Genomic DNA, 21530 nt, shown 5'->3' with positions numbered 1-21530 from the left:
ACCCCACCGTGGGCACATCTCGTCCATGGTGGGGCAATGGGTCGGCGACTATTTGGACTTCTGGATCTTGGTGATGGCAATGCCGTCGCTGCCACGCTCGGCCGTGAACTGAACCTTGTCGCCGGCCTTCACCTGCTTGAGCATCGCGGGATCCTGGACCTTGAAGACCATCGTCATGCCGTCCTCGTCCATGCCCAGGTTCTTGATCGCGCCGTGCTTGAGCGTGATTTTCTTCGCGGTCTCGTCGACCTTCTTCACTTCGCCGTTGACCATCGCGTCCTCTGCGAAGACGGCGGTCGAAGCAAGGAGGGAAAGGATCATGGTCGCTGCTGCGAATTTGTTGCTATTCATTTTCTTTCCGATTTGATGAGTTGATCTTGTGTTTCGATTTGGTCGGCGTTGCTGAAGACCTCACATCCCTTTCATCCCCTTCATGTTCATGCCCTTCATCTCCTGCGGGGCCGCAGGCGTGGCTTTAACCTTGTCATTGATCTGACGCGGCGCGGTGCTCTGCGGCGCGTCGACTTGATAGGCGACGGTGCCTTTCGGGAAGTCGTAGGGACCTGGATCCTTGTAGTCGTCGCGCGCGAGGCCCTCGCGGATCTTCATGACGGTGAACATCCCACCCATCTCGATCGGGCCGAACTGCCCGGAGCCCGTCATCATCGGCAACGTGTTGTCGGGCATCGGCATCTCCATCTCGCCCATGGCACCGCCGGTCGTTCCCATCACCATCGCGTCGGGAGCGAGCTTGCCCAGGACCTTCGCCAGATCCTTCTTGTTGACCCCGATCAGATTGCGGACGTCGTGGCCCATGGAATTCATGGTGTGATGCGACTTGTGACAGTGGAACGCCCAGTCGCCGGGATTGTCGGCGGTGAAGTCGAACGCGCGGATCGCGCCCACGGGAATGTCGGACGTGACTTCAGGCCACTGCGCGCTCTCGGGCACCCAGCCGCCGTCCGTACAACTGACGGCAAAATTGTGTCCATGGAGATGGATCGGATGGTTGGTCATCGTCAGGTTGCCCATGCGGACCCGGACGCGGTCGCCCAAGCGCACAGCCAACGGATCAATGCCGGGAAACACACGGCTATTCCAGGCCCACATGTTGAAGTTGGTCATCTCGGTGACCTTCGGCAGATAGGTGCCGGGATCGATGTCATAGCTGCTCATGATGAAGACGAAGTCGCGGTCGACGGGCCGGAACGATTTGTCGCGCGGATGCACGACGATCATCCCCATCATTCCCATCGCCATCTGAACCATCTCGTCCGAATGCGGGTGGTACATGAACGTGCCGCTGTGCTTCATCTCGAATTCGTAGACGAACGTCTTGCCCGGCGGGATGTGCGGCTGGCTCAGGCCGCCCACGCCGTCCATCCCGGCCGGCAGGATGACCCCGTGCCAGTGCACCGTCGTGTGCTCGGGCAGCTTGTTGGTGACGAAAATCCGGACCTTGTCGCCTTCCACGGTCTCGATGGTGGGACCCGGCGACTGACCGTTGTAGCCCCATAGATGCGCCTTCATGCCTTCGGCGAATTCGCGTTCGACCGGCTCGGCGACGAGATGGAATTCTTTCCAGTCGCCATTCATCCGCCACGGCAGGGTCCAACCGTTCAGCGTGACCACGGGATTGTAGTCGGGACCGCTGGTCGGATGCAGTGGCGGCTGCATTGTGACCTTCTCCATCGTCGGGGCTTCGGGAATGCTTGCCGCCTGCGCGCGGCCGGTGATGGCGGCCGCGCCAGCGAGAGCTGTGGCGGTGCCGAGGAAGTTTCTGCGGGACAACATGGGATTCTCCATCGTCAATGCCCCCCGCCGCCGGACGCCTGCGCGGTCGTCGACGACTTGGTTCCGGGTTGGTATTCACTGCGACCGCCGCCGTTGACCGCGGTCTGTAGCTCGGATTGCGAAAGCCAGAAGTCGCGTTTGGCCTCGATGGCAGCGCGCAGCGCCGCGATACGTTGCCGTGCCTCCGTCAACAGGGCGAACACGTCGACCTGCATGCTCCCGAAGCGCAATTGCATCTCGTCCGAGATGATCTTGCGTAGCGGAATGACCTCGCGCTGGTAGTGGCCGGCGATGTCGTAGGTGGAGCGGTAAACCCGGAAAGCGTCGCGCGCCTCCGAGCGGACGTTCACCGCCTTCTCGGTCAGCAGGTTGAACGACTGATTGTAGGTTTCGGTAGCCTGGCGCACGCGAACTTCGCCGCCGTCGTAGATCGGGATCTGGAACTGGATGTCGAAGCCCCGCTCCCGAAACGGCGCCCCCTCAGCATCGCGGGTCTTGCGGTCGATGCCGGCGACGTCGAGCATCGTCACGAACCGGCTGGCCTGGGTGAGGTTCAGCGACTTTGCAAGCGCGGCGAGTTCGATGCGCGCGATCTGCAGATCGATGCGGTGGGTGACGGCGTCGACCTCGATGCCCGGAAGAAACAACGGACGGCGCGGGAGGGGCGGAAGCCGCTGCGGAAGCTTAATACCGATGTCGCCATCCCAGAGACCTAGCAGACGGATCAGCCGCTCGCGGGAGGTCGTCGCCTCCTGTCGCATGGTCGCCAGATCGGCCGTCGTTTTCGCATAGAATACTTGCTCGCGGGCCTGGTCGAGCTTGTTGAGCGACCCGGTCTGGCCGAGCTTGCCCGCAAGCTGGGCCGTGGATTCGGCCGTCGACTTGGCGTCGGTCAAAAGGCCGACGAGTTCGTTGGCGGCCACCGTCCTATAATAAGCGCGGCGGACGTCCGCGGCGAGCCGCAGCGTGTCTTCGGCAGCGCGCAGTTGCGCCTTCTGGAAGCGCTGGCGGGCGATCTCCGAACGAAACGGCAGCGTTGCGAGAGCGAGGATGTCTCCCACGATCTGGCGCTCGATCTCGACCGCTCCGCTTCCGGAGATGCGGGATATGGAGAACGTCGGGTTGGGCGGCAGAGTGTCCGCGACGAGGTCGGTCTCGGCGAGCGCCAATTCGTTGTATGCGGCCTGGAGCCCGCGGTTGCTGAGCAGCGCGACCTGCACCGCGCTGTCCACCGTCAGCGAGCGCCGAAGCAGGCTCTTGACCGCACCGTCGGCGCGCAGCGCGTCGTCCTGCGTCTTGATCGAGATGACGTCCTTCTTGATCGTCTCGCCGGCGACGCCTGCGACGACGCCCATGCCGGCATCAGGTGAGAAGGTAGCGCATCCGGAGAGGAAGAGCGACGAAAGCAGGACTGCGGCCGCTGCGGGCCTGGAGCCGCGACGGGCGGGCGTACGGCGGCGGATATGATGCGTGTCGGACATGTCCGCTCCTACTGGCCTGATTTCGGCGCGGGAGCGGCACGGTCGTTCTGCTCCCTCCACGACGACGGAGCGACAGGACGAAGGCGGGTGTAGGGAGCGACGGTCGAACGATAGCCGACGCCCGCGACTCTCGCCGATGGATCTGCCGGATCGGCTCCGGCCAAGGGCACTGTCGTCGGCAGGCAGCCCCCCAGAGCGAGGGCCGCAGCGGCCAAACCAGCGATAGTCCTAAACCTGATGGAATATAGATTCTCAACCACCGAATGAACGGCGGCGAGTCTCGCCCCAAACTGCGCAGACATTGTGCTTCCCTGAAATGACGATGGACCATAGGCGTCCACGCCCTCTCAGGCGCAGCACCCCGTCGACTAGGTCAGGTCAGGAAATGGGGGGACGATAAAGCCTATGGGGAGCGTTATCGGTAACCTTGCGGTACCCCTCGAACTGGCAAATGGCCGTCGGGACCGAAGGTGTCGCGATATCGATCAGCGTCGCCGGAAGCGCGGAGACGCACATGAGCCCGCAGCACTGTCCGTCGGGCGAGTGGGGAGCGTTTTCGGGGACCTGCTTGCCGTTCGACCCTATTTTCGTCGGAATGTGGTCGCCATCTACATCGACTACATGATGGGCTGCGGCGTGTTCGTGAACGTGGCCGTCGGAATGAACGTGCCGTGCCGGCGCATCGCTGTGCACTCGCATCATGCCGGACATATGGCCATCGTGGGTCAGGCATGGAGCGACGGAATGCTCGCCGGGCAGGGCGTATGAGATCGTCGGCGCCAGCACGCACAGAAGATAGACCAGGGCGACGAACCACCCTGCCTTCGTCCGTTTGATCCTGTTGAGCCTAACGAGCATTTAGAATCGGTTGCTTTCGATTTCTCGGCGAGTCCATACCCGTACCATAGCCGTCGATAAGAATTCCGCAAAGCTGAAACTCGAACTCAGCGTCATCGTTCCGCTCGTCCGACCACGGCCATCAGTTCGGCGATCTTCTGGCGCTGATCGGCCTTGTCGCCGCTCGCGATGGCATGTTCCACGCAATGCGAGACATGGTCTTTAAGTACCTCTTCTTCAACGCGTCGCAACGCGGCTCGGACAGCCGAGATCTGCGTCACGACGTCGATGCAATAGCGATCCTCTTCGACCATCTTCGACAGCCCACGGACCTGTCCCTCGATCCGGCCGAGGCGTTTTTTCACGGAAACCTTAATGTCATCCTGCATGAGGCCCATATACCCCTACAAGGTATGGGTTTCAAGTCGTGAGGGAGATTTAGATGACCGAGACGCAGAAAGCAAATTCGCACGGGGGTTGTGGGTGTTCATCGAAGGCTCCGGCGACGCCTGAAGAGTCGGTTTCGGCAGCGTCTTGCTGCGGAGGTTCCGCCAATGGCAAATCCCACGGCCATGAGGATCACGACCAAGTCCCCGAAGCCGGGCGCAAGACGATAGACCCCGTCTGCGGCATGACCGTCGATCCGACGTCGAGCGAACACCGGTTCGAGCACAGCGGCGAAACTTATCACTTCTGTTCCGCTGGCTGCCGAACGAAGTTCGCGGCTGCTCCGGAGAGCTTCTTATCTAAGAGTCTGACTCATAATGAATTCGTTTGATTTCAGGCTTTTGCAAGCCGTCTTATAAGGACGCGAATGTGAGCGACGAACGCCCAGGCAACGGCGCTGGCGATTGTGGTCTCGAAGTCCTTTGCCAATCTGCGGCAGCGACCGAGCCATCCGAACGTTCGTTCGACGACCCATCGGCGCGGTAGGATTTCGAAGCCCTGCTCCCTGTCGGATCGTTTTATGATTTCTATCGTCCAATTGCCGATGCGCTTCAAAGCTTGACGCAGCTTATCTCCGGCATAGCCACCATCGGCAAAAATATGGCGCAGCCACGGATAGCGATAACGTATCGAAGCAAGAACGCACGGGGCACCATCACGGTCCTGAATGCTGGCTTCGTGCACGACCAGCCCGACCAAGTTTCCTTGCGTGTCGGTGACGATGTGGCGCTTGCGGCCCTTGATTTTCTTACCTGCATCATAGCCCCGGGGGCCGCCGCTTTCCGTGGTTTTCACCGACTGGCTGTCAATCACTCCGGCCGTTGGGCTCGCCTCTCGGCCAGCCGCCTCGCGCGAGGCCATCACGAGCGTGTAGTTCAGCGACGCAAACAGTCCGCCGCGCGACCACGCGTAGAAATAGCCCTGCACCGTCGAGTAGGGCGGGAAATCCTTGGGCAACTGCCGCCATTGGCAGCCGGTCGACGCAATATACAGGATCGCATCCATCACCGTTCGCATATCTGTCGCACGCGGGCGACCGAGCGCCGAAGCAGGCGGCAGAAGCGGCTCCATCACAAACCACTCGGCATCCGTCGTATCGCTTTCATATCGCAAGCTCGCCCGCCTATAGTGTCGGCGGGTGATTTCAGTCCAGACCATCGTGCTCTCCCTCGAATCTTCGCAAATCCGAAGGAATCACAACTGGCTGAAATCACTCAGCTTCTTTTTCAGTCAGCCTCTGAGAGATCGCGCAAGCCGCGTTTGAAACGTTCGTATTCTTGATCCGCCACAACGGGTTTGAATAGCGATAGCGCTGACCGCAGTCGCCGCATTGCCACACGCGCCTGATGCAGCGGCTCCACTGACCGGCGCGCTATAAGCATGGGCTCATTGAGACGAAATTGCCGGATACAGGCACGAGCAACAGTCTGGAAAGCCTCAGCGGCCGGCATTTCGGGCTTTAATTCGATTTGCTCGGCCTTGAATGAACTCGGCTCCTCGCCGCCCACCAACGCGTCGCTACGCCCAGATTTGGTGGGCGCGCCACGGACCTCTACGCGGTCGAGGCCGTCGGCCGGCAACAACAAGTTGGCCGATGAACCGCGGTTCATTTCTATTTCTAACTTTATTGTCGGGTAATCCGAGTTTGTTTGCTGCAGCCCCTGGCCTTGCAACAAGCCGGCTGAACCTGCCCAGAGCATACCGCCTCCGCGAGCGATAAGTTCCAGCCCTCACTTGCAGACGCCGCACGGTTGCAGAGAATCTTCTTTAGGCGAAATGGCTCAGGCAAACATTGATATAGATTAAGCCTGAGCGTTCTGCGCCACAGTATGTTTGCAAACGGGTCGGATGACGCGGGGTTGATCTGTTTCAGCATCTGGGCCCGCGCCTTTGAGAGCAGGAGAAACATCAATGACCGACGATCACGCGACCCATGTAACGGAGCTTTCGAGTCCAAAGCCTTTGCGAGCGCAGATAGACGCCGGTTTGCGGCAATTTCTGCTGAGCGTCTACAACTACATGGGATCGGGCTTGGTACTTACCGGGCTTGTTGCCTATGGCGCGGCCGAAACAGGCCTTTACACCTCGCTGGTGCAGATGCCGGTGCTCTTCTGGGGCGTCGTGCTGGCGCCGCTGGCGCTGGTATTCTTTTTGAGCTTCCGCATCGAGAAGATGAGCCTCGGCACCGCACAGGCTTCCTTTTGGGCCTATGCCGCTCTCGTGGGCCTGTCTCTTGCGGGGCTCGTCCTGGCCTATACCGGCGTCAGTATCGCTCGCACTTTCTTCATCACCGCGGCAACCTTCCTCGCCATGAGCCTTTATGGCTACACGACGCGAACAGATCTTTCCCGCGTTGGTTCGTTCCTGTTAATGGGGCTTTTCGGAATCATCATCGCCAGCCTGGTGAACATGTTTCTGGCGTCATCGGCTCTGCAATTCGCGATCTCAGTGATCGGAGTTGTCGTGTTCGTCGGGCTGACCGCCTACGACACGCAGCGCATCAAGAACATCTACCTGGAGAGTGATGATTCCGTCACCGCCGGGAAGAAGACCATCATGGGCGCGCTTACCCTTTACCTCGACTTCCTCAACTTGTTTATCCTCCTGCTGCAGCTCACTGGCAATCGACGTCAATAAATACTCTTGAGGCATCGTGAACTGAAATGGCGAAAACCATAAAGACGCGTCACAAGAAAAGTGGCCACGGACGATACGAGGCAGAGTTACGCGAGCTCCAGATTGAACTCGTCAAGATTCAAAAGCACGTCATCAAGCACGACCACAAGGTGCTGGTGATATTCGAAGGGCGTGACGCAAGTGGAAAGGACGGGACGATCAAGCGGATCGTCGAGCACCTCAGCCCACGGGAAACCCGCGTTGTGGCTCTTGGCAAGCCAACTGACCGGGACAGCACCTCCTGGTACTTTCAGCGCTATGTGTCGCATTTGCCCGCTGCCCAGGAATTGGTTCTCTTCAATCGAAGCTGGTACAATCGGGCGGGTGTAGAGCGGGTGATGAAATTCTGCACTAACCGGGAGTATGAGCGCTTCTTGGAAGATGTCCTTCCCTTCGAGCACATGCTAATCGGGGCCGGAATCCAGATTCTGAAATACTACCTCGACATCAGCAAGAAAGAACAGAAGCGGCGACTTAGGGACCGGCGGCATGACCCGCTCAAGCAGTGGAAGACAAGTCCAATCGATGACGTCGCGTTGAAACATTGGGATGACTACACTGAGGCGCGGGATCAAATCTTGGCGCGAACCTCAAGCCCGCTGTCACCCTGGATCGTGGTTCGGGCAGACAATAAGCACACTGCGCACTTGAACGTCATTCGAGACTTGCTTGCGCGTTTGGCCTGCCCGCAGACCGACAAGCATCTGGCGGTGCCGGATCTCGACGTCGTTTTTCCATACGATGAGGCGCTGGCCGGGCTGCTCGCGGCATGAAGCGCTGTGAAATTCTCATCTAGTTGGAACTATATCTAGGTGAGTTAATTGTATCGATGCGGGCAATTCCACCGATTTTCTCTAATGAGGTTCACAATGAAATACGCAATAGTTTCCTTGACCGTCTTGGCTACCGCCGTTCTTGCTTTCAGCCCTGCATCCGCAGGAATGATGTCATGCTCCGACGCTGATATGTCAAAAATGACTACGATGATCGGCGGAATGCCAGATGGCCCGAAGAAGTGGGAGATGAACAAGCATTTGGCGATGATTAACACCGGGATGGCCAAAGACGGCACGCGCGGATGCCGTATGACAATGAAAAAAATGATGATGGGTTCAAAAATGTCGATGATGAAGTCCGGCATGTAATCGGACGTGTTCGAAAAAGACCCGCCGGATCGAGCCGGCGGGCGTCTTAGTGTAGTAGGGACTCCTAGTTAAACCAATCGTCGTATCGGCAGGTGTGAGGCACCGGTTGCCGTTCTGCTTCAGCGATCGGAATCGGAGGGTTGCCGGATGTATCAGTTTTGACCACGCACTTAGATTGCGGCAACAACGCGCCTTAGGGTCAGGACTCATTGATCAGAGCCAAAAGATGACGGTGGCAGCGATGCAGATGGCGGACATGAATGTGTGAGCGCATCGGTCGTAACGGGTGTGGATACGTCGCCAGTCTTTGAGCCTGCCGAACATGTTCTCGATCTTGTGGCGCTGGCGATAGAGGACACGATCATGCTCGATCGGCGTTTTTCGATTTGATCTGGACGGAATGCAGGCTTTGATCCCGCGCTCGGCAAGAGCCTGTCGCAACCAGTCGGCATCGTACCCTTTGTCGCCGAGCAACTCCCTGGCCTGCGGCAGTGCATCGATTATCAAGGCCGCACCTTTGTAATCGCTCATCTGGCCTTCGCTGAGCAGCATGATGACCGGCCGTCCCTGACCATCGCAGACGGCATGCAGCTTCGAGTTCAATCCGCCTTTCGTGCGGCCGATACGTCGGGGAACAGGCCCTTTTTTAAAAGACTTGCGGCGGTGCGGTGTGCTTTTAGATGGGTCGCATCGATCATTAGGCGGGCTGGCTTGCCAGCCTTGCGAGCTAATTCAGCGAAGATCTTGTTGAAGACGCCGAGACGGCTCCAGCGCACAAACCGATTATAGATCGTCTTATGGGGGCCATACTCATGCGGCGCATCGCGCCAGCGAAGTCCGTTTCTGATGCCGAGGCTCTAATCGCAACTGGATGAAAGTTCAGAGGCAGGTCACTGTGACACTTGCCGCTTGAACTCGACGCTGTGGGTTCGATGCTTTGCCATGGACCTTCATCCTCTGAAAGCCCGGCTGCCCGGTCAATTTCTGAAAGCCAACCTGTCCACCCCGAGGGGCCCACTCCAGTCGGGGGTCAAATGGCTTGCCGATTCGCAATTGCGAGGCATGACGATGGATAGTGTCGTTTTTGTCGGCCGCGGTTAGCGGGTTGTCGCCCGACATACAGTGCAGGTCGTCCGAGAATCCGATTTCTTACTTGTCTTTCGAATGCTCCGTGGCTTAGTTTGTCGGCATGACCATGAATGATCGACGAAAAAGCTCGCTTGTTCCGATCCATCCGGATAACGCTCACACGCGGGATTGGATTATTCTACTGGAAGCATCCACCATTGTCGGTCAGACCCGCGATAAACTTCGTGTTGCGATGACCACGCAGGAACGGAAGCTGGTCAGAAAGCGGAAGCTGTTCGGGAAGACGACCTACTTCCTTGTGGTTGATGGATGCCGCGCGACAATCAAGATGGGAATCCCGCGACAATCAGGATGAGAATGCGCCGCTGCTGGGGTGACGAAGGGAGGGCGTAGCCCGACCGGAGGCACCCCAGCAGCGGCGTGTCGCCCGAACGGGCCTCATTGGCGGTAACGGCGGCTGGTCAAAGATCGTGTTTCTCCTTCGAGAGGACCAGTGCTTTGGCCGGCCGGCATGTCACCGATCAACAAATGAGGCTTTTCATGAGCTTGCGTCGCAACCATTCGCCAGCCGTCGCCGCTGCAAAGGCTGGTTTCAGCACCTCCGCCGCCTACCGGTTCGAAAAGGATCCCCGACTTCCCACCCAGAAGAAGTCGCCCCGCGAACGCCGCCGCGCTGATCCATTTGCCGATCTTTGGGAGAACGACATCCTCCCGATGCTGAACGCCGCCCCAGGCTTACGGCCGATCGCCGTGTTCGAGGAACTATGCCGGCGGCATCCGGAACTGGGTTCTGGAACGCGGCGGACGCTCGAGCGGCGCATTCGGGCATGGCGGGCGGTGAACGGGCCGGATCGGGAGGTGATCTTCCGTCAGGAACATCCGCCGGGCCGCATGGGGTTGTCGGACTTCACCGAGGTTGCCGATCTCGGCGTCACCATTGCAGGCCAGTTGCTGGACTGCCGGCTCTATCACTTCCGGCTGCCTTTCTCCGGCTTCGAACACGCCCATGTCGTACTCGGTGGCGAAAGTTTTGTCGCGCTGGCGGAAGGCTTGCAGAACGCGCTGTGGTCGCTGGGCGGGGTGCCGGAGCAGCACCGCAGCGACAGCCTGTCAGCCGCGTTCCGCAATCTCGGCGCTGAAGCCAAGGAGGATTTGACGACGCGCTACGAGGCGTTCTGCAGTCATTACGGCATGACGCCGACCCGCAACAATCCCGGCGTGTCGCATGAGAACGGCTCGATCGAAAGTGCGCATGGCCATCTCAAGAGAGCGCTGGCCGATGCCCTGCTGCTGCGTGCCTCTCGCGACTTCGACGATCTTCCGGCATGGCGTGGTTTTGTCGACGAGATCGTTGGCCGCGGCAACGCGCGCAATGCCAAGCGCATCGATCAGGAGCGGACGGCGCTGAAGAAACTGCCGGTGCGCAAGACCGCCGATTATGAGGAGGTCAACGTCGACGTCACGACCTCCAGCGCCTTCACGTTGCGCAAGGTGTTTTACTCGGTCCCATCCCGCCTGATCGGTCACCGGCTGCGCGTACGTCTTTATGACGACCGGCTCGAATGCTTCCAGGGCGCCACGCACATCATCACCTTGCGACGCGGGCGAACCCAGCCCAACGGCAAACACGGCCACGTCATCGACTATCGCCATGTCATCCATTCGCTGCGCCGCAAACCGATGGCGCTGCTCAATCTGGTCTATCGCGACCAGTTGTTCCCCCGCCGCGTCTACGCCCGTGCGTTCGACGCCTTGCTCGCCGGCATTGGCGAAAGACCAGCCTGCCGTGCGATGGTCGGGCTTCTGGCGCTCGCACATGAACGGGCCTGCGAGGCGGAGCTCGGTGCCGTGCTGCAAGCCACGCTCGACGACGGCATCCTGCCGGATCTCAAGGCGCTGATCGAACGCTTCCGACCGAAGGGCATGGCACTACCGGTCGTCGTCGTCACGCTGCCCTCGCTCGCTATCTACGACCAGATTGCCGCGGCTGTGGGAGAAGCCGCATGAACGCGACCGTCAAGATCGACGCCGCCCGTGTCGAATTGCTGCTCAGCGAACTGCGTCTGCCCGGCATCAAGCTGATCTGGGCCGCCCTGGCGGAAACCGCCGATAAGGAAGGCTGGCCCGCCGCCCGCTTCCTGGCGGCCCTGGCTGAACAGGAGATGGTGGAGCGAAACCGTCGTCGCTTCGAGCGTCATCTGGATGAAGCCCGCCTGCCGCCGGGCAAGACCCTCGCTGCATTCGACTTCGATGCCGTGCCGATGATCTCAAAGGCGCAGGTGCAGGCTCTCGCCGCCGGTGACGCCTGGCTCGACAAGGGCGCCAATCTGTTGTGTTTTGGTCCCCCTGGCGGCGGCAAATCGCATCTGGCAGCGGCGCTCGGCATGGCCCTGATCGAAAACGGTTGGCGCGTGTTGTTCACCAGAACCACCGATCTCGTGCAAAAGCTCCAGATCGCGCGCCGCGATCTCACGCTTGAAGCGGCGATCGCCAAACTCGACAAATATCACCTGCTGATCCTCGACGATCTGGCCTATGTGACCAAGGATCAAGCGGAGACCAGCGTTCTGTTCGAGTTGATCAGCGCTCGCTACGAACGCCGCTCGATGCTGATCACCGCCAATCAGCCATTCGGTGAATGGGGAAAAATCTTCCCGGATCAAGCTATGACCCTCGCGGCGATCGACCGCCTCGTCCATCACGCCACGATCCTCGAAATGAATGTCGACAGCTATCGCCGGAAAGAGGCTCTCGACAAGGCTCGTGGAGCCGGACGACCGCCAACGCGCGCGACAATCAAAGCGTCATCCTGATTGTCGCTCCATGACAATCAACTCTACAGCACGCGATTATCGCTTGCGTTATCGTCAGGCCGCGACAATCATCCCCACGCCGCGACCGCTAAATTGCCATCCTGATTGTCGCGCTTCCCATCCAGATTGACGCGCTACAGATGGATACGACCCGCGTATCCATGCCCTGTATTTCTGCCCTCAACTCTACAGGAACGAGTCCGGCACCCTCGTCCCGCTGACGGGTCCGGAGATGGGTCAATTGATGGCGCAAGCGCTTGAAGGTGGGGCAGTCGAGAAATCGCCTTGGTACGAACCATCCGAGGATCTGCCTAAAGAACCCGTCATCAAGCCGAGCCCGCAGATGGAACTGGACAGCTTGGTGGTGGATGCGCCCAGGATGACGACCACCCATGGGGGACAGCCAGCTTCGATGTCTTCCGACGTCGCGGCCAAGCCGTCGTCCGTCAAGACTGAAAAAAGCCGGCCTACCGAGGTCGTCCGTTCCAATTAACGTTCGCTCGCCTGTCTCTCAGGCCAACATTTCGGTCATGAGGTGCCGTTCGGTCATGTCCGGGTTGTGTCTGCTTCCGCATGTAAACGGAAGTCGCGGTTCGAGGCTTTGAAGGCTTTTGACCGATTATCGGCCCGCCACTACTCGGCTATCTGCTCGCCCGATCCACCGAACTCGCCCGGAAAATCCTTAAACTTTGGGAGACCGTCTTTCATGGGAAGCACAGTCTCGGCATAGTTCACGTGGACGCCCGGGGTGTATTTGAGCGTAGGCAGTGTGGCCGAGAATACGTCCACCAGTCCCAGCGGAGGGTGATTGGTCATTAGATGGCCCCCGCACTTCTTGCAGTATTGGCGCTGGCTCACCGGCATCTTCTGAAACATGCCAACATGCTCTGCCCCGGCAGTGATCTTCACGGCATCTGGTTTCCAGAGAGTGAAGGCATTGACCGGACCACCTGACCACGAACGGCATGATCGGCAATGACAATAACCCATGGCTTCCGGCTCCCCGGAGACCTCCACCTGAACCGCACCGCAAAAACATTCACCGGAATATGTTGCCATTACTGTTAGCCTCCATTGTTCCGACGAACGTAAGCTGAATTTTAGCAACTGCCAACAGTCGCGCTCCGAGCGTCAGGTCACCGATACCGGCTCCGAAGATGATCTCATAAAGCCCACCGATTTCGGCTGATGACGCCAAGCGGACATCGGGCCCTGTGCGGCAGACATTTATGAGGCTGCGTAAATCACCGGTCGAAGTCGCCTGCAATCGTCTAATTAAGGCGTGACGGTAACGCGCAGGAATGTCGCAGGGATCGAGGTAGCATCCTTGCTGGGGCTTTTATTTTGACTGTTGAATAGATCTTCCAGCTCTATCTGCAAATCATTGGCTTTGCCGTTTTTTTCTGCGGCTTCGAAGGCGTTCATGGTCGGGCCATAGTATTTTCTGAATGCCTCAAGCAACGCTGAAGGTGCGCCAGGAAAATTGAATGCATACGTATCTCTGGCAAAGGATATTCTTTCTTTCGGAACCCCTGCTTTGGCAAATCGCTCAATCACATTATCCTCGATCCCCCACGTTACAGGGCTAATGAAACCTTCCGGCGGAGGTGGCGAATAAGAGGCGCTTATCTTTAGGATTTGCGCCACCAAAGTAGGATCGCCGGGGATCCAGTTGCCCATAACTATGCGCCCTCCGGGGCGGGTCACGCGGACCATCTCCTGCGCTACGTCAAACGGCTTTGGCGCAAACATAGCTCCAAACATGCTTACAACGAGGTCAAAAGTCTTATCTTTCAACTCGTGCAGGTTGGACGCGTCGCCTTCTTGAAATTTACAGTTCGTGAGACCTGCCTCCTTGGCACGTTTGCTCCCAGCCTCAACGAGGTTCGTTGCGATATCGACGCCCAACACTTCTGCTCCGAGCTTTGCCTCGGGCAATGCTGTCGTTCCATCGCCGCATCCAAGATCAAGAACCTTGAGACCCTTTGCAATTTCAAGGCTCTGGACGAACGCATCTCCGCTCTCCCGCATGCTCGCCGCAATGCGAGTAAAGTCACCTTTTTCCCAAAGTGCTTTGTTCGGATTATTCATGAGAACGTTCTCCCTCTACTACGGAACAACCGCCTCGTCTGAGCGATTGGCCCAACGGTTTGTCAGCTGTTAGCTAGATTACTCGAGGGGCAGGACCTGATCCAGCGATAAGACGGTGATTTGTTGCGATGCAAAAGTCTGTCATCAATTTGCGGATGCCGGGCGCTGTGGCGCGCTTTGCAAACCCGTAATTATGACCGTGGGTGAACGGGCGGAGGAAGAAATAATGCTAAATGAGAGTCGTCAAGCCCATTGGGAGGGCGTCTACACACACAAGAGTGAAAGCGAAGTGAGTTGGTTTCAGGAAAACCCGGCTTTGTCGATTGAGATGATTAAGCAAGTCGGCGCGACCGCGGCTTCGGCTATTGTCGACATCGGTGGAGGTGCTTCTCGTCTGGTCGACAATCTCATTGATCGGGACTTTGAAGATGTCACTGTTCTTGACCTATCCGATGCGGCACTAGAGGCAGCTAAAGCCCGCCTTGGGATTGGGGCTGCACAGGTTCAATGGATCGTCGCGGACGCTACAGTTTGGGAGCCGATAAAAGCGTATGACATCTGGCATGATCGGGCAGCTTTTCACTTTCTCACCGAGGACCGTGATCGTGCTGCATATGTTGCGCGTCTTGAGCGCGCGTTGAAGGTTGGAGGATACGCTATCATTGCAACGTTCGCGCTTGACGGGCCGGAACGATGCAGTGGACTATCCGTAGTGCGCTACGATCCTGCAAGCCTTGGCGAGACCCTCGGGCAATCGTTCCAGCTGGTTGATGCTCGTCGGCATGCTCATGCGACGCCTTGGGGCACAGAGCAATCGTTCCAATTCAGTGTGTTTCGCCATTGCTCTTGAGCCGGAGTACGTCGGGTGCATGCAAGGTCTGGTGTTGGCACTTTTTGGACATGGGGCCATGTCCGACATGATTCCGTAATCGGCACCAAAGCGGACGTCCTCGACCGCTCCAAGTTTATGGGTTCACGCCCTAATTATTCCATGGACACGTACGTAGCTGCTCTGCAGATCGAATGGTCCAAATCACCGCTACCTTGAAAGGATTATTCTTATGAAGACCGCAAAAGACCTGGTACGCGAAGCAAACACGCAGGTGGCTACTTTAACAGCAGCCGACGCCGTCAAACTCGCTGCCGACCACAATGTTGTTTTCATCGATCTGCGCGAGCCGGCAGAGGTCGAAAGGGGAACATTCCCCGGCGCAGTCCACGTGCCTCGAGGGCTTCTCGAATTCCAAGTTGACCCGCAGAGTCCATCGCATAATCCGAAGCTTGCCGCCGATAAGCAATTCATTCTGTTTTGTGCATCGGGCGGCCGCTCGGCATTGGCGGCTAAGGCACTGAAAGACATGGGCGTAACCAACGTCGCCCACGTTGCAGGTGGGTTCCCAGCTCTTCTGCAAGCGAAAGAAGGTTGACCCGAACCGCTTCAGTTCGATTGCGAACAATGCATCGGCAAGCTGCCGCCGCTGAGCGGCACTTTTTGTCTGGTCTAGAAATCAAGCTTGTCCCGGATGGCGTCAAGGCCGGATCTCGCGCACTTTTCGTCCTTGTCGCCTCCAGGCGCTCCGGAGACCCCGATGGCACCAAGTAGCGTGCCGCCGGCTTCGATGATCAGCGCCCCACCGAGCATGGTCACCCGCGGCAAACTGGTCAATCGGGCGTCGAGGGAGCCGTTCTGAATCGCTTTCGACAGATCCGACGTGTTGGCGCGGAATCCGAGCGCGGTCCACGCCTTGTCGGTGGCGGTGCGCGAAGCCGGCAGGCCGGCGAAGCGGTCCCGCAACAGCACCTGCGGTTCGCCGAATCGGTCAACAACTGCAACCGATACTTGGAAGCCGTCCGTCCGGCATTGGTCCAGCGCAGCCTTGGCGGCCTCCAACGCCAGATCCGGCGCCAGCGACTTATATGTGACGGTCGTCTCATCGGCAGCGCTCGCTACGCCGCAGCTGACCACGAAACAGATCGCTATTGCCAGGCCCCGAATGTGCATCAATGTTGTCACGGCTTCAGGTAGCTCCAGCCGTCTTCCTGTAATTCCATCAGCCGCACGGCTCCCGACGGCACCAGGCTTGCCGGGGAGACGATCGTGATCGGGTGTCCCTCGGCCTTTTCCATGCCTTGCTTGGTATTGTTGCAGGCCGAAAACTTGATCTGCGAGGGAAAGCTCAGCGCGGAAATCTGTTTCAGGCGGTCTTTCACCGGCGACGTGTCGTCACGCAACATGTGCAACCCCGGCCCATAGGCCACGAGTTCGACCTGAACGTCTTCACCTTTCGCCTTGTACTCATCGACGATATTGGTGACGTTGTTCAAGGCGAGGTTCATCACCGCGGGATCGTTTTGATCGACCTGGATTGTCACGCGATGCGCCTTGCCGTCGGCCGCGAAACTTGATGACAGAGTCGCGGCGAGAATCGCGCCAGCGGCAAGCAACTTTGAAACGATATGCATATCGTGTCTCCTTTCAGGGACGGACAATCGTGTATTTGGTCTCGGCGAGTTCGAGTAATTTTGCCACGCCCGCGACCACCTCGACGGCGTTCGGATTGAGCTGAGGTCGCTGGCCGGTTTCCCGCTCGATGGTATCCAGCGTGTTGCCGCACACGTCGAAGCGAACGCCCTGATCAACCAGACTGTCGATCCGTTGCCGGTTCGCGTTGTCGGCTTTCAGCAAGTCGATGCCAGGCCCGAATGTGACGACCTCGATCGCGATCTGATCGGGTCCGTAAACCTTGAGCATATTGTAGGCGATGCTGATAATAATGGCCTGCTTCTTTGGATCGTTGTCGGACAGCTGTAGCGCCAGATGATGATCCGCAAATGCCTTTTCAGGCGGGGGCGCGGCAACGACCTGGGCGCTCGCCGTGTGGCCCGTGAGCATGGCGGCCGCAAAGCCAAGCACGGCCATGAAACGGCGAGCAACGACAGGGAAAGCCTCCATCATGGCCCCGCAATCCCGGGGTTGCCTTCAATACCGACGATCTCCGCGCCGCTTCCCTTTGTCGGCGCCGTGCGCTTCGAGCCGCGCAGGTAATCGGCGACGGTTTCCCAAACCGGGGATCCGGTTTGCCCGTTGACCGAGGCCCAACCGGCGACGCGATACGATTTGTCGGTCTCGATGGCGCGGCCGTCGGCAAGTGTGAGGCCGCTGATCCGCTTCCCGATCGTCTCGTTCGGCGCGCACGCATAGGACATGCCGCCAAGCCTCACCATGTCGCCGCCCTGTTGATAGTAGGGATCAAGATTGAACAGGTTGTCACAGACGTCTTCCATGATCGTCTTGAGCTGCTCGCCGGTCATCGACTGCACATAAGCTTCAGGATAGGTGATGGCGGTTTCCGAAAGAATGTCCTGCATGGTGATGGGCTGTCCGGGAAGCACGCTGGTTCCCCAACGGAAGCCGGGCGACAGCGCAATTTCGGCGTCGAGCTGCTGGCGCAGCGCATCGCAGATCAGCTGATCCATGGTGCCGTTGAAGTTGCCGCGGCGATACAGCAGCCGATCTGCCGTCGCCAATTTTTCATCGAGCATCCCGGCGTGCGGCGCTCGGACCCGCTCGATCAAGGCGTTCATCTCCGGGTCGGCCTTCAACCGGTCGCTGAACACGGGAAGCAGCCGGTAGCGCAGATCCTTGACGCCCCCCTTCTTGAGATCGAGGTCGATCACGGCAACGAACTTGCCATTCGAACCGGCGTTTGACACCAGGGTGCTCCCGACGGCATTGGCGACGCTGACCGGTTGCGGCACCGCGTCGTGGGTGTGACCGCCCAAAATAATATCGATGCCGCTCACGCGGCTCGCCAGCTTGAGGTCGACATCCATGCCATTGTGCGACAGCAGCACGACGGCATCCACTTTTTCGACGTCGCGGAGCTGGTTGACGACCTTCTGCAATTCGTCGTCCCGAATTCCGAACGTCCAGTCCGGCACGAAGCGCTTTGGATGGGCAATCGGGACATAGGGAAATGCCTGCCCGACAATCGCGACGCGATAGTCGCCCATTTCGTTGATGATGTAAGGCTTGAAAACCCGTCCGGATGCCGGATCAAATGCCTTGGCATCGTTGAAGGCAGCCTCCTCGGTCAAGAAGACATTTTGGGCCAGAAATTCGCCTTTGAAGTTACCAAGGTTTTTTCGAAGGATGTCTTCACCGTAAGTGAACTCGAAATGCCCGGTCATCGCCGAGATGCCGAGCAAATTCGCGGCTTCGACCATATCAGCGCCCTTCGAGAGATTGGTCAGACCGCTGCCCTGCCACAGGTCGCCGCCATCGACCAGCAACGAACGTCCGGAGGGCGCCGAGGCGCGCAGCATATCGATCAGAGTCTTGAGATGAGCGAAGCCGCCCAGTCTGCCGTACCGACCAGCCTGCTGCTCGAAGTCGAGAAAGGTGAAGGCGTAAGCCTCGGCGCTGCCTGCCGCAATGCCGAACTGTTTTAGAAACTGGTCGCCGACCAGGTGCGGCGGCCGTCCCCGCATCGCGCCGACGCCGATATTAACGCTCGGCTCACGAAACTGAACCGGGAGCAACTGCGCATGGGTATCGGTGATATGCAGCAGCCGCGCGTTTCCGAACGGTGCAAGGTCGTAAATCGACGTGCCTTCCGCTGCAGCACCGAAGCGAGGGAAGCCGGCAATGGCGGGGGCCGCCATGGCCAGTTTCATGAAATTCCGTCGATGCAGCAACATCTCAACCTTTCAGAAGCGACAGATCAGTGAAGCTCGGATTCTTTCCAGAGCGTGCGTTCGCGCTCGACCTGGGCGATCGAGGCCTTGGCCAGCGCTTCCGCTTCGATTGCGAGCTGAGTGCCATTTGCATAATCGCCACCGTCGGCCGCTTTCTTTGCCGCAGACAGCGCTGCGCCGGTCGTCGTCCATTGGTTCTTGAGTTCTCCAGCTTTTCCGTTGGCAGCCTCCGCCGAAGCGAGAGCTGCCTTGAAGTCGTCGGCAGGCGGCGCCGCGCGAACCGGAGACACCAGCGCACTCAGGATGAGAGGACAGACCGCAATCTTGGCAAGACGGTGCATTCTTGACCTCCTAGGGGCGAGCGCCCGGGCCGGATATCGGCAGGCCATTGCTCATGTAAGACAGGTAATATTCGAGATTACGGTAGGTGGGATCATTGGGCTCCAGCGGCGTCGCGCGCACCTGGCTGTTGCAGGAGGTTAGCCTTCGGCTGGTGGTGCCCATTCCGCCCCACTCTGACCGATAGATAGGCATTGCATTGAGAATGCCGAGCGCCGGTGCCAGCACTTCGGCGCGGATTCGCTCGCCGGGACTTTGCACATGGCAGCTTGCGCAGGAAAAATTGAGCTGACCACGGCGCTGGTAGAAATACTGCTTTCCGTCTTCATAAGCTGCGAGAGCGTGGGGGGTGCTCGGCATCTTGATGTCAAACGGTTTGCCGCGCGATGTGTATGCCATATAGGCCGTTACGGCAGCCATATCGTCTTTGACGTACGAATAGGGTTTCTCGCCATTTTGCGCGAGACAGCCATTCACGGCCGACTCTAGTGTGACGACTTCGTCGGCTTTTTCATCGAAATACGGATAGTTCTGGCGAATGCCGATTCCCTTGTCCGGGAAGCAGTCTGCAAAGGTCTTTCCATTCTTGAATGGCGCCTCAAACAGCTCTTTGCCCCGATCGAGCGCGAAATCGTAGGGCGGGAAGTCCTCTTTCTCGACCCACTGCTTCCGCATATCCTCGTTCATCGAATAGGGACCATTGACGAAGTCATCGAGGGCGACTTTTGGAAACTTTTTGGTGAAATATTCCCGAAACGCCTTGAAATCCTTATCCGGAGATGGCGCTTCAACGGCCCACGACGACGGGGCGCCGAGAAGGCTCATCACCGTCACAAGGCATGCGAACTTACGCGCCATCCTGTTTTCCTCCCTTATGTTCGACGCGGCTACTGGATCTTTGCAGTCGTCGTATCGGTCGCACCTTTGTTGTCGACCCAAGTGATCTTGAGATCATCACCCTTCTTCGCACCCTTGAAGCTAAATTTGACGAAAGGGTCCTTCGAGACCGCAGGTCCCCAGAGCACTGTGAACACGGTCTTGCCGCCCGCCTCGAACTGAACCGTTTCGATGTGATGCGGCGGAATCAGAACGCCCTGCGCGTCCTTCACGAAGCCCGAATCCATTGGATGCTGGATCAGCGCCTGAACTTCCGTGGTGTCTGCGCCGGCGATGGCGCGTACGCGAATTGAAGATGCCATGTTTTATCCCCCTAACCGCCGCAACCGCCAACGGTGACTTTTACTTCCTTGGACGCGCTGTAAAGCTTGCCGTCCGATTCGACGATGGCCACCACATTGCTGGTCTTGGCCATTTTCAGCCGGTTGGAAACCGCTGGAATCGTGCCTTCCGGAATTTTGTAGGACGCCGCCAGTGCGTAAGGGTTTTCATGCACCAGCACGGAGATCGAGGTCACGTTGGGAAGCGAGGTGCTGATGCTGATCGGCACAACTGCGCCATTTTCCGCAATCTCCGGAGCGTCGAGCTTGACCTTGTCGGAGGCTTCCGCGCTCTTGCCGAACAGCGACTTCAGAGCATCGGCCTCGGTCTTTTGCTTGAACGCCTCGACCGGCCATCCAGCGGCGTCGGCGGCAAATGCGCCGATCGAACGCAGTGTGTTGAGACCGACGCCGAGCAGGCCTGCGATTGCAAAGCCATTCAGAACCCGTCGCCGCGACGGGTGATGATATGAGTGATGTGGAATGTTCATTCCGATTGCTCCTGAGGTATTTGTCAAAGCGTATAAAGGAAATCGACGATCGCCGAAATTTCTTTGTCGTTGAGAATCAGGTTGCGCCCGAACGGCGGCATAACCGTCTGCGGATTACGTTTCGTTTCGTCGGTCACGATCCCGATCAGTTCGCTGCGATCCGGAAAGCGATCCTTCATGCCGTTGAGCTGGGGACCGATGGTGCCCGGCAGATCGCCGCCCTTGATGTCGTGGCAAGATAGGCAATTGCCCTTGCCGCGGTCAAAGGCGAGCGTTTTACCGTCCAATACGTTTCCATCGGGCTTGGGCGACTGCGCCTGCGCATTGAGGCACACTGCAAGAAGCAGCGATGCGCCACCGATGGCCGCGCAGACGATCGATCGGACGTTTTGCATGCGCCTCTCCGTGCGAC

29 protein-coding genes and 1 pseudogene are annotated in these 21530 nt (G+C 58.7%); 10 read left to right on the top strand and 20 right to left on the bottom strand.

The features are described 5' to 3' along the window. Nucleotides 1-48 precede the first annotated feature (48 nt). The 6 genes from FNL56_RS09665 to FNL56_RS09640 all read right to left on the bottom strand — a co-directional run bounded on the left by FNL56_RS09665 (nucleotide 49) and on the right by FNL56_RS09640 (nucleotide 4501). Entirely contained in the window at nucleotides 49-351 is a 303-nt protein-coding gene (locus tag FNL56_RS09665; RefSeq protein WP_143577769.1) for a copper-binding protein, read from the bottom strand. Between the two features lie 60 nt (nucleotides 352-411). Then, nucleotides 412-1794, bottom strand: a complete 1383-nt coding sequence (locus tag FNL56_RS09660) for a multicopper oxidase family protein (RefSeq protein ID WP_143577768.1) — start codon at nucleotides 1792-1794, stop codon at nucleotides 412-414. A 14-nt stretch (nucleotides 1795-1808) separates the two neighbouring features. Beyond that, nucleotides 1809-3275: a TolC family protein gene (locus tag FNL56_RS09655; protein WP_143581967.1), complete on the bottom strand. Its 1467-nt coding sequence runs from the start codon at nucleotides 3273-3275 to the stop codon at nucleotides 1809-1811. A gap of 8 nt (nucleotides 3276-3283) precedes the next feature. After that, nucleotides 3284-3577 carry a hypothetical protein gene (locus FNL56_RS28350; RefSeq protein ID WP_143581829.1) on the bottom strand — a complete coding sequence of 98 codons (294 nt, stop codon included), beginning with the start codon at nucleotides 3575-3577 and terminating at the stop codon, nucleotides 3284-3286. Between the two features lie 76 nt (nucleotides 3578-3653). Beyond that, nucleotides 3654-4133, bottom strand: coding sequence for a hypothetical protein (locus FNL56_RS09645; RefSeq protein WP_143581828.1), 480 nt, complete (start codon nucleotides 4131-4133; stop codon nucleotides 3654-3656). Between the two features lie 92 nt (nucleotides 4134-4225). Further along, the gene (locus FNL56_RS09640) at nucleotides 4226-4501 is read right to left on the bottom strand and encodes a metal-sensitive transcriptional regulator (protein WP_143571943.1); all 276 of its coding nucleotides are present in this window, start codon (nucleotides 4499-4501) and stop codon (nucleotides 4226-4228) included. Between the two features lie 53 nt (nucleotides 4502-4554). Between FNL56_RS09640 and FNL56_RS09635 the strand changes: the two genes are divergently transcribed. Continuing rightward, nucleotides 4555-4890, top strand: coding sequence for a YHS domain-containing protein (locus tag FNL56_RS09635; protein WP_143581966.1), 336 nt, complete (start codon nucleotides 4555-4557; stop codon nucleotides 4888-4890). Between the two features lie 2 nt (nucleotides 4891-4892). Here FNL56_RS09635 and FNL56_RS09630 read toward each other — a convergent pair whose 3' ends face one another. Next, on the bottom strand, nucleotides 4893-5717 hold the full coding sequence (locus FNL56_RS09630; RefSeq protein WP_143577461.1) for an IS5 family transposase: 825 nt from the start codon (nucleotides 5715-5717) through the stop codon (nucleotides 4893-4895). A gap of 68 nt (nucleotides 5718-5785) precedes the next feature. Beyond that, nucleotides 5786-6259, bottom strand: a complete 474-nt coding sequence (locus FNL56_RS09625) for a CHAD domain-containing protein (RefSeq protein ID WP_143581965.1) — start codon at nucleotides 6257-6259, stop codon at nucleotides 5786-5788. Nucleotides 6260-6470: 211 nt separating this feature from the next. Between FNL56_RS09625 and FNL56_RS09620 the strand changes: the two genes are divergently transcribed. The 3 genes from FNL56_RS09620 (at nucleotide 6471) to FNL56_RS09610 (ending at nucleotide 8380) form a co-directional block, all read left to right on the top strand. Next, a complete protein-coding gene (locus FNL56_RS09620) occupies nucleotides 6471-7196 on the top strand; it encodes a Bax inhibitor-1/YccA family protein (protein ID WP_143577761.1) in 726 nt (241 codons plus the stop codon). Nucleotides 7197-7222: 26 nt separating this feature from the next. Beyond that, nucleotides 7223-8008 (top strand): polyphosphate kinase 2, encoded by a 786-nt coding sequence (gene ppk2, locus FNL56_RS09615; RefSeq protein ID WP_143577760.1) that lies wholly within the window; start codon nucleotides 7223-7225, stop codon nucleotides 8006-8008. Between the two features lie 96 nt (nucleotides 8009-8104). Then, on the top strand, nucleotides 8105-8380 hold the full coding sequence (locus FNL56_RS09610; protein ID WP_143577759.1) for a hypothetical protein: 276 nt from the start codon (nucleotides 8105-8107) through the stop codon (nucleotides 8378-8380). A 213-nt stretch (nucleotides 8381-8593) separates the two neighbouring features. Here FNL56_RS09610 and FNL56_RS09605 read toward each other — a convergent pair. Beyond that, a pseudogene (locus FNL56_RS09605) lies at nucleotides 8594-9225 on the bottom strand (IS5 family transposase); the annotation flags it as partial. A 344-nt stretch (nucleotides 9226-9569) separates the two neighbouring features. On the opposite strand from FNL56_RS09605, the gene FNL56_RS09595 reads away from it, so the two are divergent. The 4 genes from FNL56_RS09595 to FNL56_RS09580 all read left to right on the top strand — a co-directional run bounded on the left by FNL56_RS09595 (nucleotide 9570) and on the right by FNL56_RS09580 (nucleotide 12775). Next, on the top strand, nucleotides 9570-9824 hold the full coding sequence (locus FNL56_RS09595; protein ID WP_143581964.1) for a hypothetical protein: 255 nt from the start codon (nucleotides 9570-9572) through the stop codon (nucleotides 9822-9824). Nucleotides 9825-9967: 143 nt separating this feature from the next. After that, complete coding sequence (gene istA, locus FNL56_RS09590) at nucleotides 9968-11476, top strand: IS21 family transposase (protein ID WP_143581963.1); 1509 nt, start codon at nucleotides 9968-9970, stop codon at nucleotides 11474-11476. After that, the gene (istB, locus tag FNL56_RS09585; RefSeq protein ID WP_143581761.1) at nucleotides 11473-12282 is read left to right on the top strand and encodes an IS21-like element helper ATPase IstB; all 810 of its coding nucleotides are present in this window, start codon (nucleotides 11473-11475) and stop codon (nucleotides 12280-12282) included. The genes istA and istB overlap by 4 nt, the downstream gene beginning before the upstream one ends. Nucleotides 12283-12514: 232 nt before the next feature. Beyond that, nucleotides 12515-12775 (top strand): hypothetical protein, encoded by a 261-nt coding sequence (locus FNL56_RS09580; protein ID WP_143581962.1) that lies wholly within the window; start codon nucleotides 12515-12517, stop codon nucleotides 12773-12775. 140 nt (nucleotides 12776-12915) lie between these two features. On the opposite strand, the gene FNL56_RS09575 is transcribed toward FNL56_RS09580, so the two are convergent. Together FNL56_RS09575 and FNL56_RS09570 are read right to left on the bottom strand one after the other, a co-directional pair. Continuing rightward, the gene (locus FNL56_RS09575) at nucleotides 12916-13341 is read right to left on the bottom strand and encodes a GFA family protein (protein WP_143577756.1); all 426 of its coding nucleotides are present in this window, start codon (nucleotides 13339-13341) and stop codon (nucleotides 12916-12918) included. A gap of 216 nt (nucleotides 13342-13557) precedes the next feature. After that, the gene (locus tag FNL56_RS09570) at nucleotides 13558-14373 is read right to left on the bottom strand and encodes a class I SAM-dependent methyltransferase (protein WP_143577755.1); all 816 of its coding nucleotides are present in this window, start codon (nucleotides 14371-14373) and stop codon (nucleotides 13558-13560) included. A gap of 226 nt (nucleotides 14374-14599) precedes the next feature. Between FNL56_RS09570 and FNL56_RS09565 the strand changes: the two genes are divergently transcribed. Continuing rightward, nucleotides 14600-15223 carry a class I SAM-dependent methyltransferase gene (locus FNL56_RS09565; RefSeq protein ID WP_143578578.1) on the top strand — a complete coding sequence of 208 codons (624 nt, stop codon included), beginning with the start codon at nucleotides 14600-14602 and terminating at the stop codon, nucleotides 15221-15223. A gap of 211 nt (nucleotides 15224-15434) precedes the next feature. Beyond that, nucleotides 15435-15800: a rhodanese-like domain-containing protein gene (locus tag FNL56_RS09560; protein ID WP_441351280.1), complete on the top strand. Its 366-nt coding sequence runs from the start codon at nucleotides 15435-15437 to the stop codon at nucleotides 15798-15800. Between the two features lie 74 nt (nucleotides 15801-15874). On the opposite strand, the gene FNL56_RS09555 is transcribed toward FNL56_RS09560, so the two are convergent. From FNL56_RS09555 to soxX, 9 genes are all read right to left on the bottom strand, one after another. Further along, on the bottom strand, nucleotides 15875-16375 hold the full coding sequence (locus FNL56_RS09555; RefSeq protein ID WP_168204708.1) for a GlcG/HbpS family heme-binding protein: 501 nt from the start codon (nucleotides 16373-16375) through the stop codon (nucleotides 15875-15877). A gap of 8 nt (nucleotides 16376-16383) precedes the next feature. Beyond that, on the bottom strand, nucleotides 16384-16836 hold the full coding sequence (locus FNL56_RS09550; RefSeq protein ID WP_143577753.1) for a DsrE family protein: 453 nt from the start codon (nucleotides 16834-16836) through the stop codon (nucleotides 16384-16386). Between the two features lie 13 nt (nucleotides 16837-16849). Continuing rightward, entirely contained in the window at nucleotides 16850-17329 is a 480-nt protein-coding gene (locus FNL56_RS09545; RefSeq protein WP_441351279.1) for a DsrE family protein, read from the bottom strand. Continuing rightward, nucleotides 17326-19074: a thiosulfohydrolase SoxB gene (gene soxB / locus FNL56_RS09540; RefSeq protein ID WP_143581961.1), complete on the bottom strand. Its 1749-nt coding sequence runs from the start codon at nucleotides 19072-19074 to the stop codon at nucleotides 17326-17328. The genes FNL56_RS09545 and soxB overlap by 4 nt, the downstream gene beginning before the upstream one ends. Nucleotides 19075-19097: 23 nt before the next feature. Further along, the gene (locus FNL56_RS09535) at nucleotides 19098-19412 is read right to left on the bottom strand and encodes a hypothetical protein (protein WP_143577751.1); all 315 of its coding nucleotides are present in this window, start codon (nucleotides 19410-19412) and stop codon (nucleotides 19098-19100) included. A gap of 10 nt (nucleotides 19413-19422) precedes the next feature. After that, nucleotides 19423-20235, bottom strand: a complete 813-nt coding sequence (gene soxA, locus FNL56_RS09530; RefSeq protein ID WP_246661657.1) for a sulfur oxidation c-type cytochrome SoxA — start codon at nucleotides 20233-20235, stop codon at nucleotides 19423-19425. Nucleotides 20236-20297: 62 nt separating this feature from the next. Continuing rightward, on the bottom strand, nucleotides 20298-20609 hold the full coding sequence (gene soxZ, locus FNL56_RS09525; RefSeq protein WP_143577749.1) for a thiosulfate oxidation carrier complex protein SoxZ: 312 nt from the start codon (nucleotides 20607-20609) through the stop codon (nucleotides 20298-20300). Between the two features lie 11 nt (nucleotides 20610-20620). After that, entirely contained in the window at nucleotides 20621-21118 is a 498-nt protein-coding gene (gene soxY, locus FNL56_RS09520; RefSeq protein ID WP_143577748.1) for a thiosulfate oxidation carrier protein SoxY, read from the bottom strand. Between the two features lie 23 nt (nucleotides 21119-21141). Continuing rightward, nucleotides 21142-21513, bottom strand: coding sequence for a sulfur oxidation c-type cytochrome SoxX (gene soxX, locus FNL56_RS09515; RefSeq protein ID WP_143577747.1), 372 nt, complete (start codon nucleotides 21511-21513; stop codon nucleotides 21142-21144). Nucleotides 21514-21530 lie beyond the last annotated feature (17 nt).

Source organism: Tardiphaga sp. vice304 (assembly GCF_007018905.1).
GTDB lineage: Bacteria > Pseudomonadota > Alphaproteobacteria > Rhizobiales > Xanthobacteraceae > Tardiphaga.
The sequence above is the reverse complement of the archived record's forward strand: the minus strand, read 5'-3'. Positions and strand labels throughout refer to the sequence as shown.

Bases quoted from the DNA above. Each gene is read 5' to 3' on its own strand.
- FNL56_RS09665 (WP_143577769.1), bottom strand. From the start codon at position 351: ATGAATAGCAACAAATTCGCAGCAGCGACCATGATCCTTTCCCTCCTT.
- FNL56_RS09660 (WP_143577768.1), bottom strand. From the start codon at position 1,794: ATGTTGTCCCGCAGAAACTTCCTCGGCACCGCCACAGCTCTCGCTGGC.
- FNL56_RS09655 (WP_143581967.1), bottom strand. From the start codon at position 3,275: ATGTCCGACACGCATCATATCCGCCGCCGTACGCCCGCCCGTCGCGGC.
- FNL56_RS28350 (WP_143581829.1), bottom strand. From the start codon at position 3,577: ATGTCTGCGCAGTTTGGGGCGAGACTCGCCGCCGTTCATTCGGTGGTT.
- FNL56_RS09645 (WP_143581828.1), bottom strand. From the start codon at position 4,133: ATGCTCGTTAGGCTCAACAGGATCAAACGGACGAAGGCAGGGTGGTTC.
- FNL56_RS09640 (WP_143571943.1), bottom strand. From the start codon at position 4,501: ATGCAGGATGACATTAAGGTTTCCGTGAAAAAACGCCTCGGCCGGATC.
- FNL56_RS09635 (WP_143581966.1), top strand. From the start codon at position 4,555: ATGACCGAGACGCAGAAAGCAAATTCGCACGGGGGTTGTGGGTGTTCA.
- FNL56_RS09630 (WP_143577461.1), bottom strand. From the start codon at position 5,717: ATGGTCTGGACTGAAATCACCCGCCGACACTATAGGCGGGCGAGCTTG.
- FNL56_RS09625 (WP_143581965.1), bottom strand. From the start codon at position 6,259: ATGCTCTGGGCAGGTTCAGCCGGCTTGTTGCAAGGCCAGGGGCTGCAG.
- FNL56_RS09620 (WP_143577761.1), top strand. From the start codon at position 6,471: ATGACCGACGATCACGCGACCCATGTAACGGAGCTTTCGAGTCCAAAG.
- ppk2 (WP_143577760.1), top strand. From the start codon at position 7,223: ATGGCGAAAACCATAAAGACGCGTCACAAGAAAAGTGGCCACGGACGA.
- FNL56_RS09610 (WP_143577759.1), top strand. From the start codon at position 8,105: ATGAAATACGCAATAGTTTCCTTGACCGTCTTGGCTACCGCCGTTCTT.
- FNL56_RS09595 (WP_143581964.1), top strand. From the start codon at position 9,570: ATGACCATGAATGATCGACGAAAAAGCTCGCTTGTTCCGATCCATCCG.
- istB (WP_143581761.1), top strand. From the start codon at position 11,473: ATGAACGCGACCGTCAAGATCGACGCCGCCCGTGTCGAATTGCTGCTC.
- FNL56_RS09580 (WP_143581962.1), top strand. From the start codon at position 12,515: ATGGGTCAATTGATGGCGCAAGCGCTTGAAGGTGGGGCAGTCGAGAAA.
- FNL56_RS09575 (WP_143577756.1), bottom strand. From the start codon at position 13,341: ATGGCAACATATTCCGGTGAATGTTTTTGCGGTGCGGTTCAGGTGGAG.
- FNL56_RS09570 (WP_143577755.1), bottom strand. From the start codon at position 14,373: ATGAATAATCCGAACAAAGCACTTTGGGAAAAAGGTGACTTTACTCGC.
- FNL56_RS09565 (WP_143578578.1), top strand. From the start codon at position 14,600: ATGCTAAATGAGAGTCGTCAAGCCCATTGGGAGGGCGTCTACACACAC.
- FNL56_RS09560 (WP_441351280.1), top strand. From the start codon at position 15,435: ATGAAGACCGCAAAAGACCTGGTACGCGAAGCAAACACGCAGGTGGCT.
- FNL56_RS09555 (WP_168204708.1), bottom strand. From the start codon at position 16,375: ATGCACATTCGGGGCCTGGCAATAGCGATCTGTTTCGTGGTCAGCTGC.
- FNL56_RS09550 (WP_143577753.1), bottom strand. From the start codon at position 16,836: ATGCATATCGTTTCAAAGTTGCTTGCCGCTGGCGCGATTCTCGCCGCG.
- FNL56_RS09545 (WP_441351279.1), bottom strand. From the start codon at position 17,329: ATGATGGAGGCTTTCCCTGTCGTTGCTCGCCGTTTCATGGCCGTGCTT.
- soxB (WP_143581961.1), bottom strand. From the start codon at position 19,074: ATGTTGCTGCATCGACGGAATTTCATGAAACTGGCCATGGCGGCCCCC.
- FNL56_RS09535 (WP_143577751.1), bottom strand. From the start codon at position 19,412: ATGCACCGTCTTGCCAAGATTGCGGTCTGTCCTCTCATCCTGAGTGCG.
- soxA (WP_246661657.1), bottom strand. From the start codon at position 20,235: ATGAGCCTTCTCGGCGCCCCGTCGTCGTGGGCCGTTGAAGCGCCATCT.
- soxZ (WP_143577749.1), bottom strand. From the start codon at position 20,609: ATGGCATCTTCAATTCGCGTACGCGCCATCGCCGGCGCAGACACCACG.
- soxY (WP_143577748.1), bottom strand. From the start codon at position 21,118: ATGAACATTCCACATCACTCATATCATCACCCGTCGCGGCGACGGGTT.
- soxX (WP_143577747.1), bottom strand. From the start codon at position 21,513: ATGCAAAACGTCCGATCGATCGTCTGCGCGGCCATCGGTGGCGCATCG.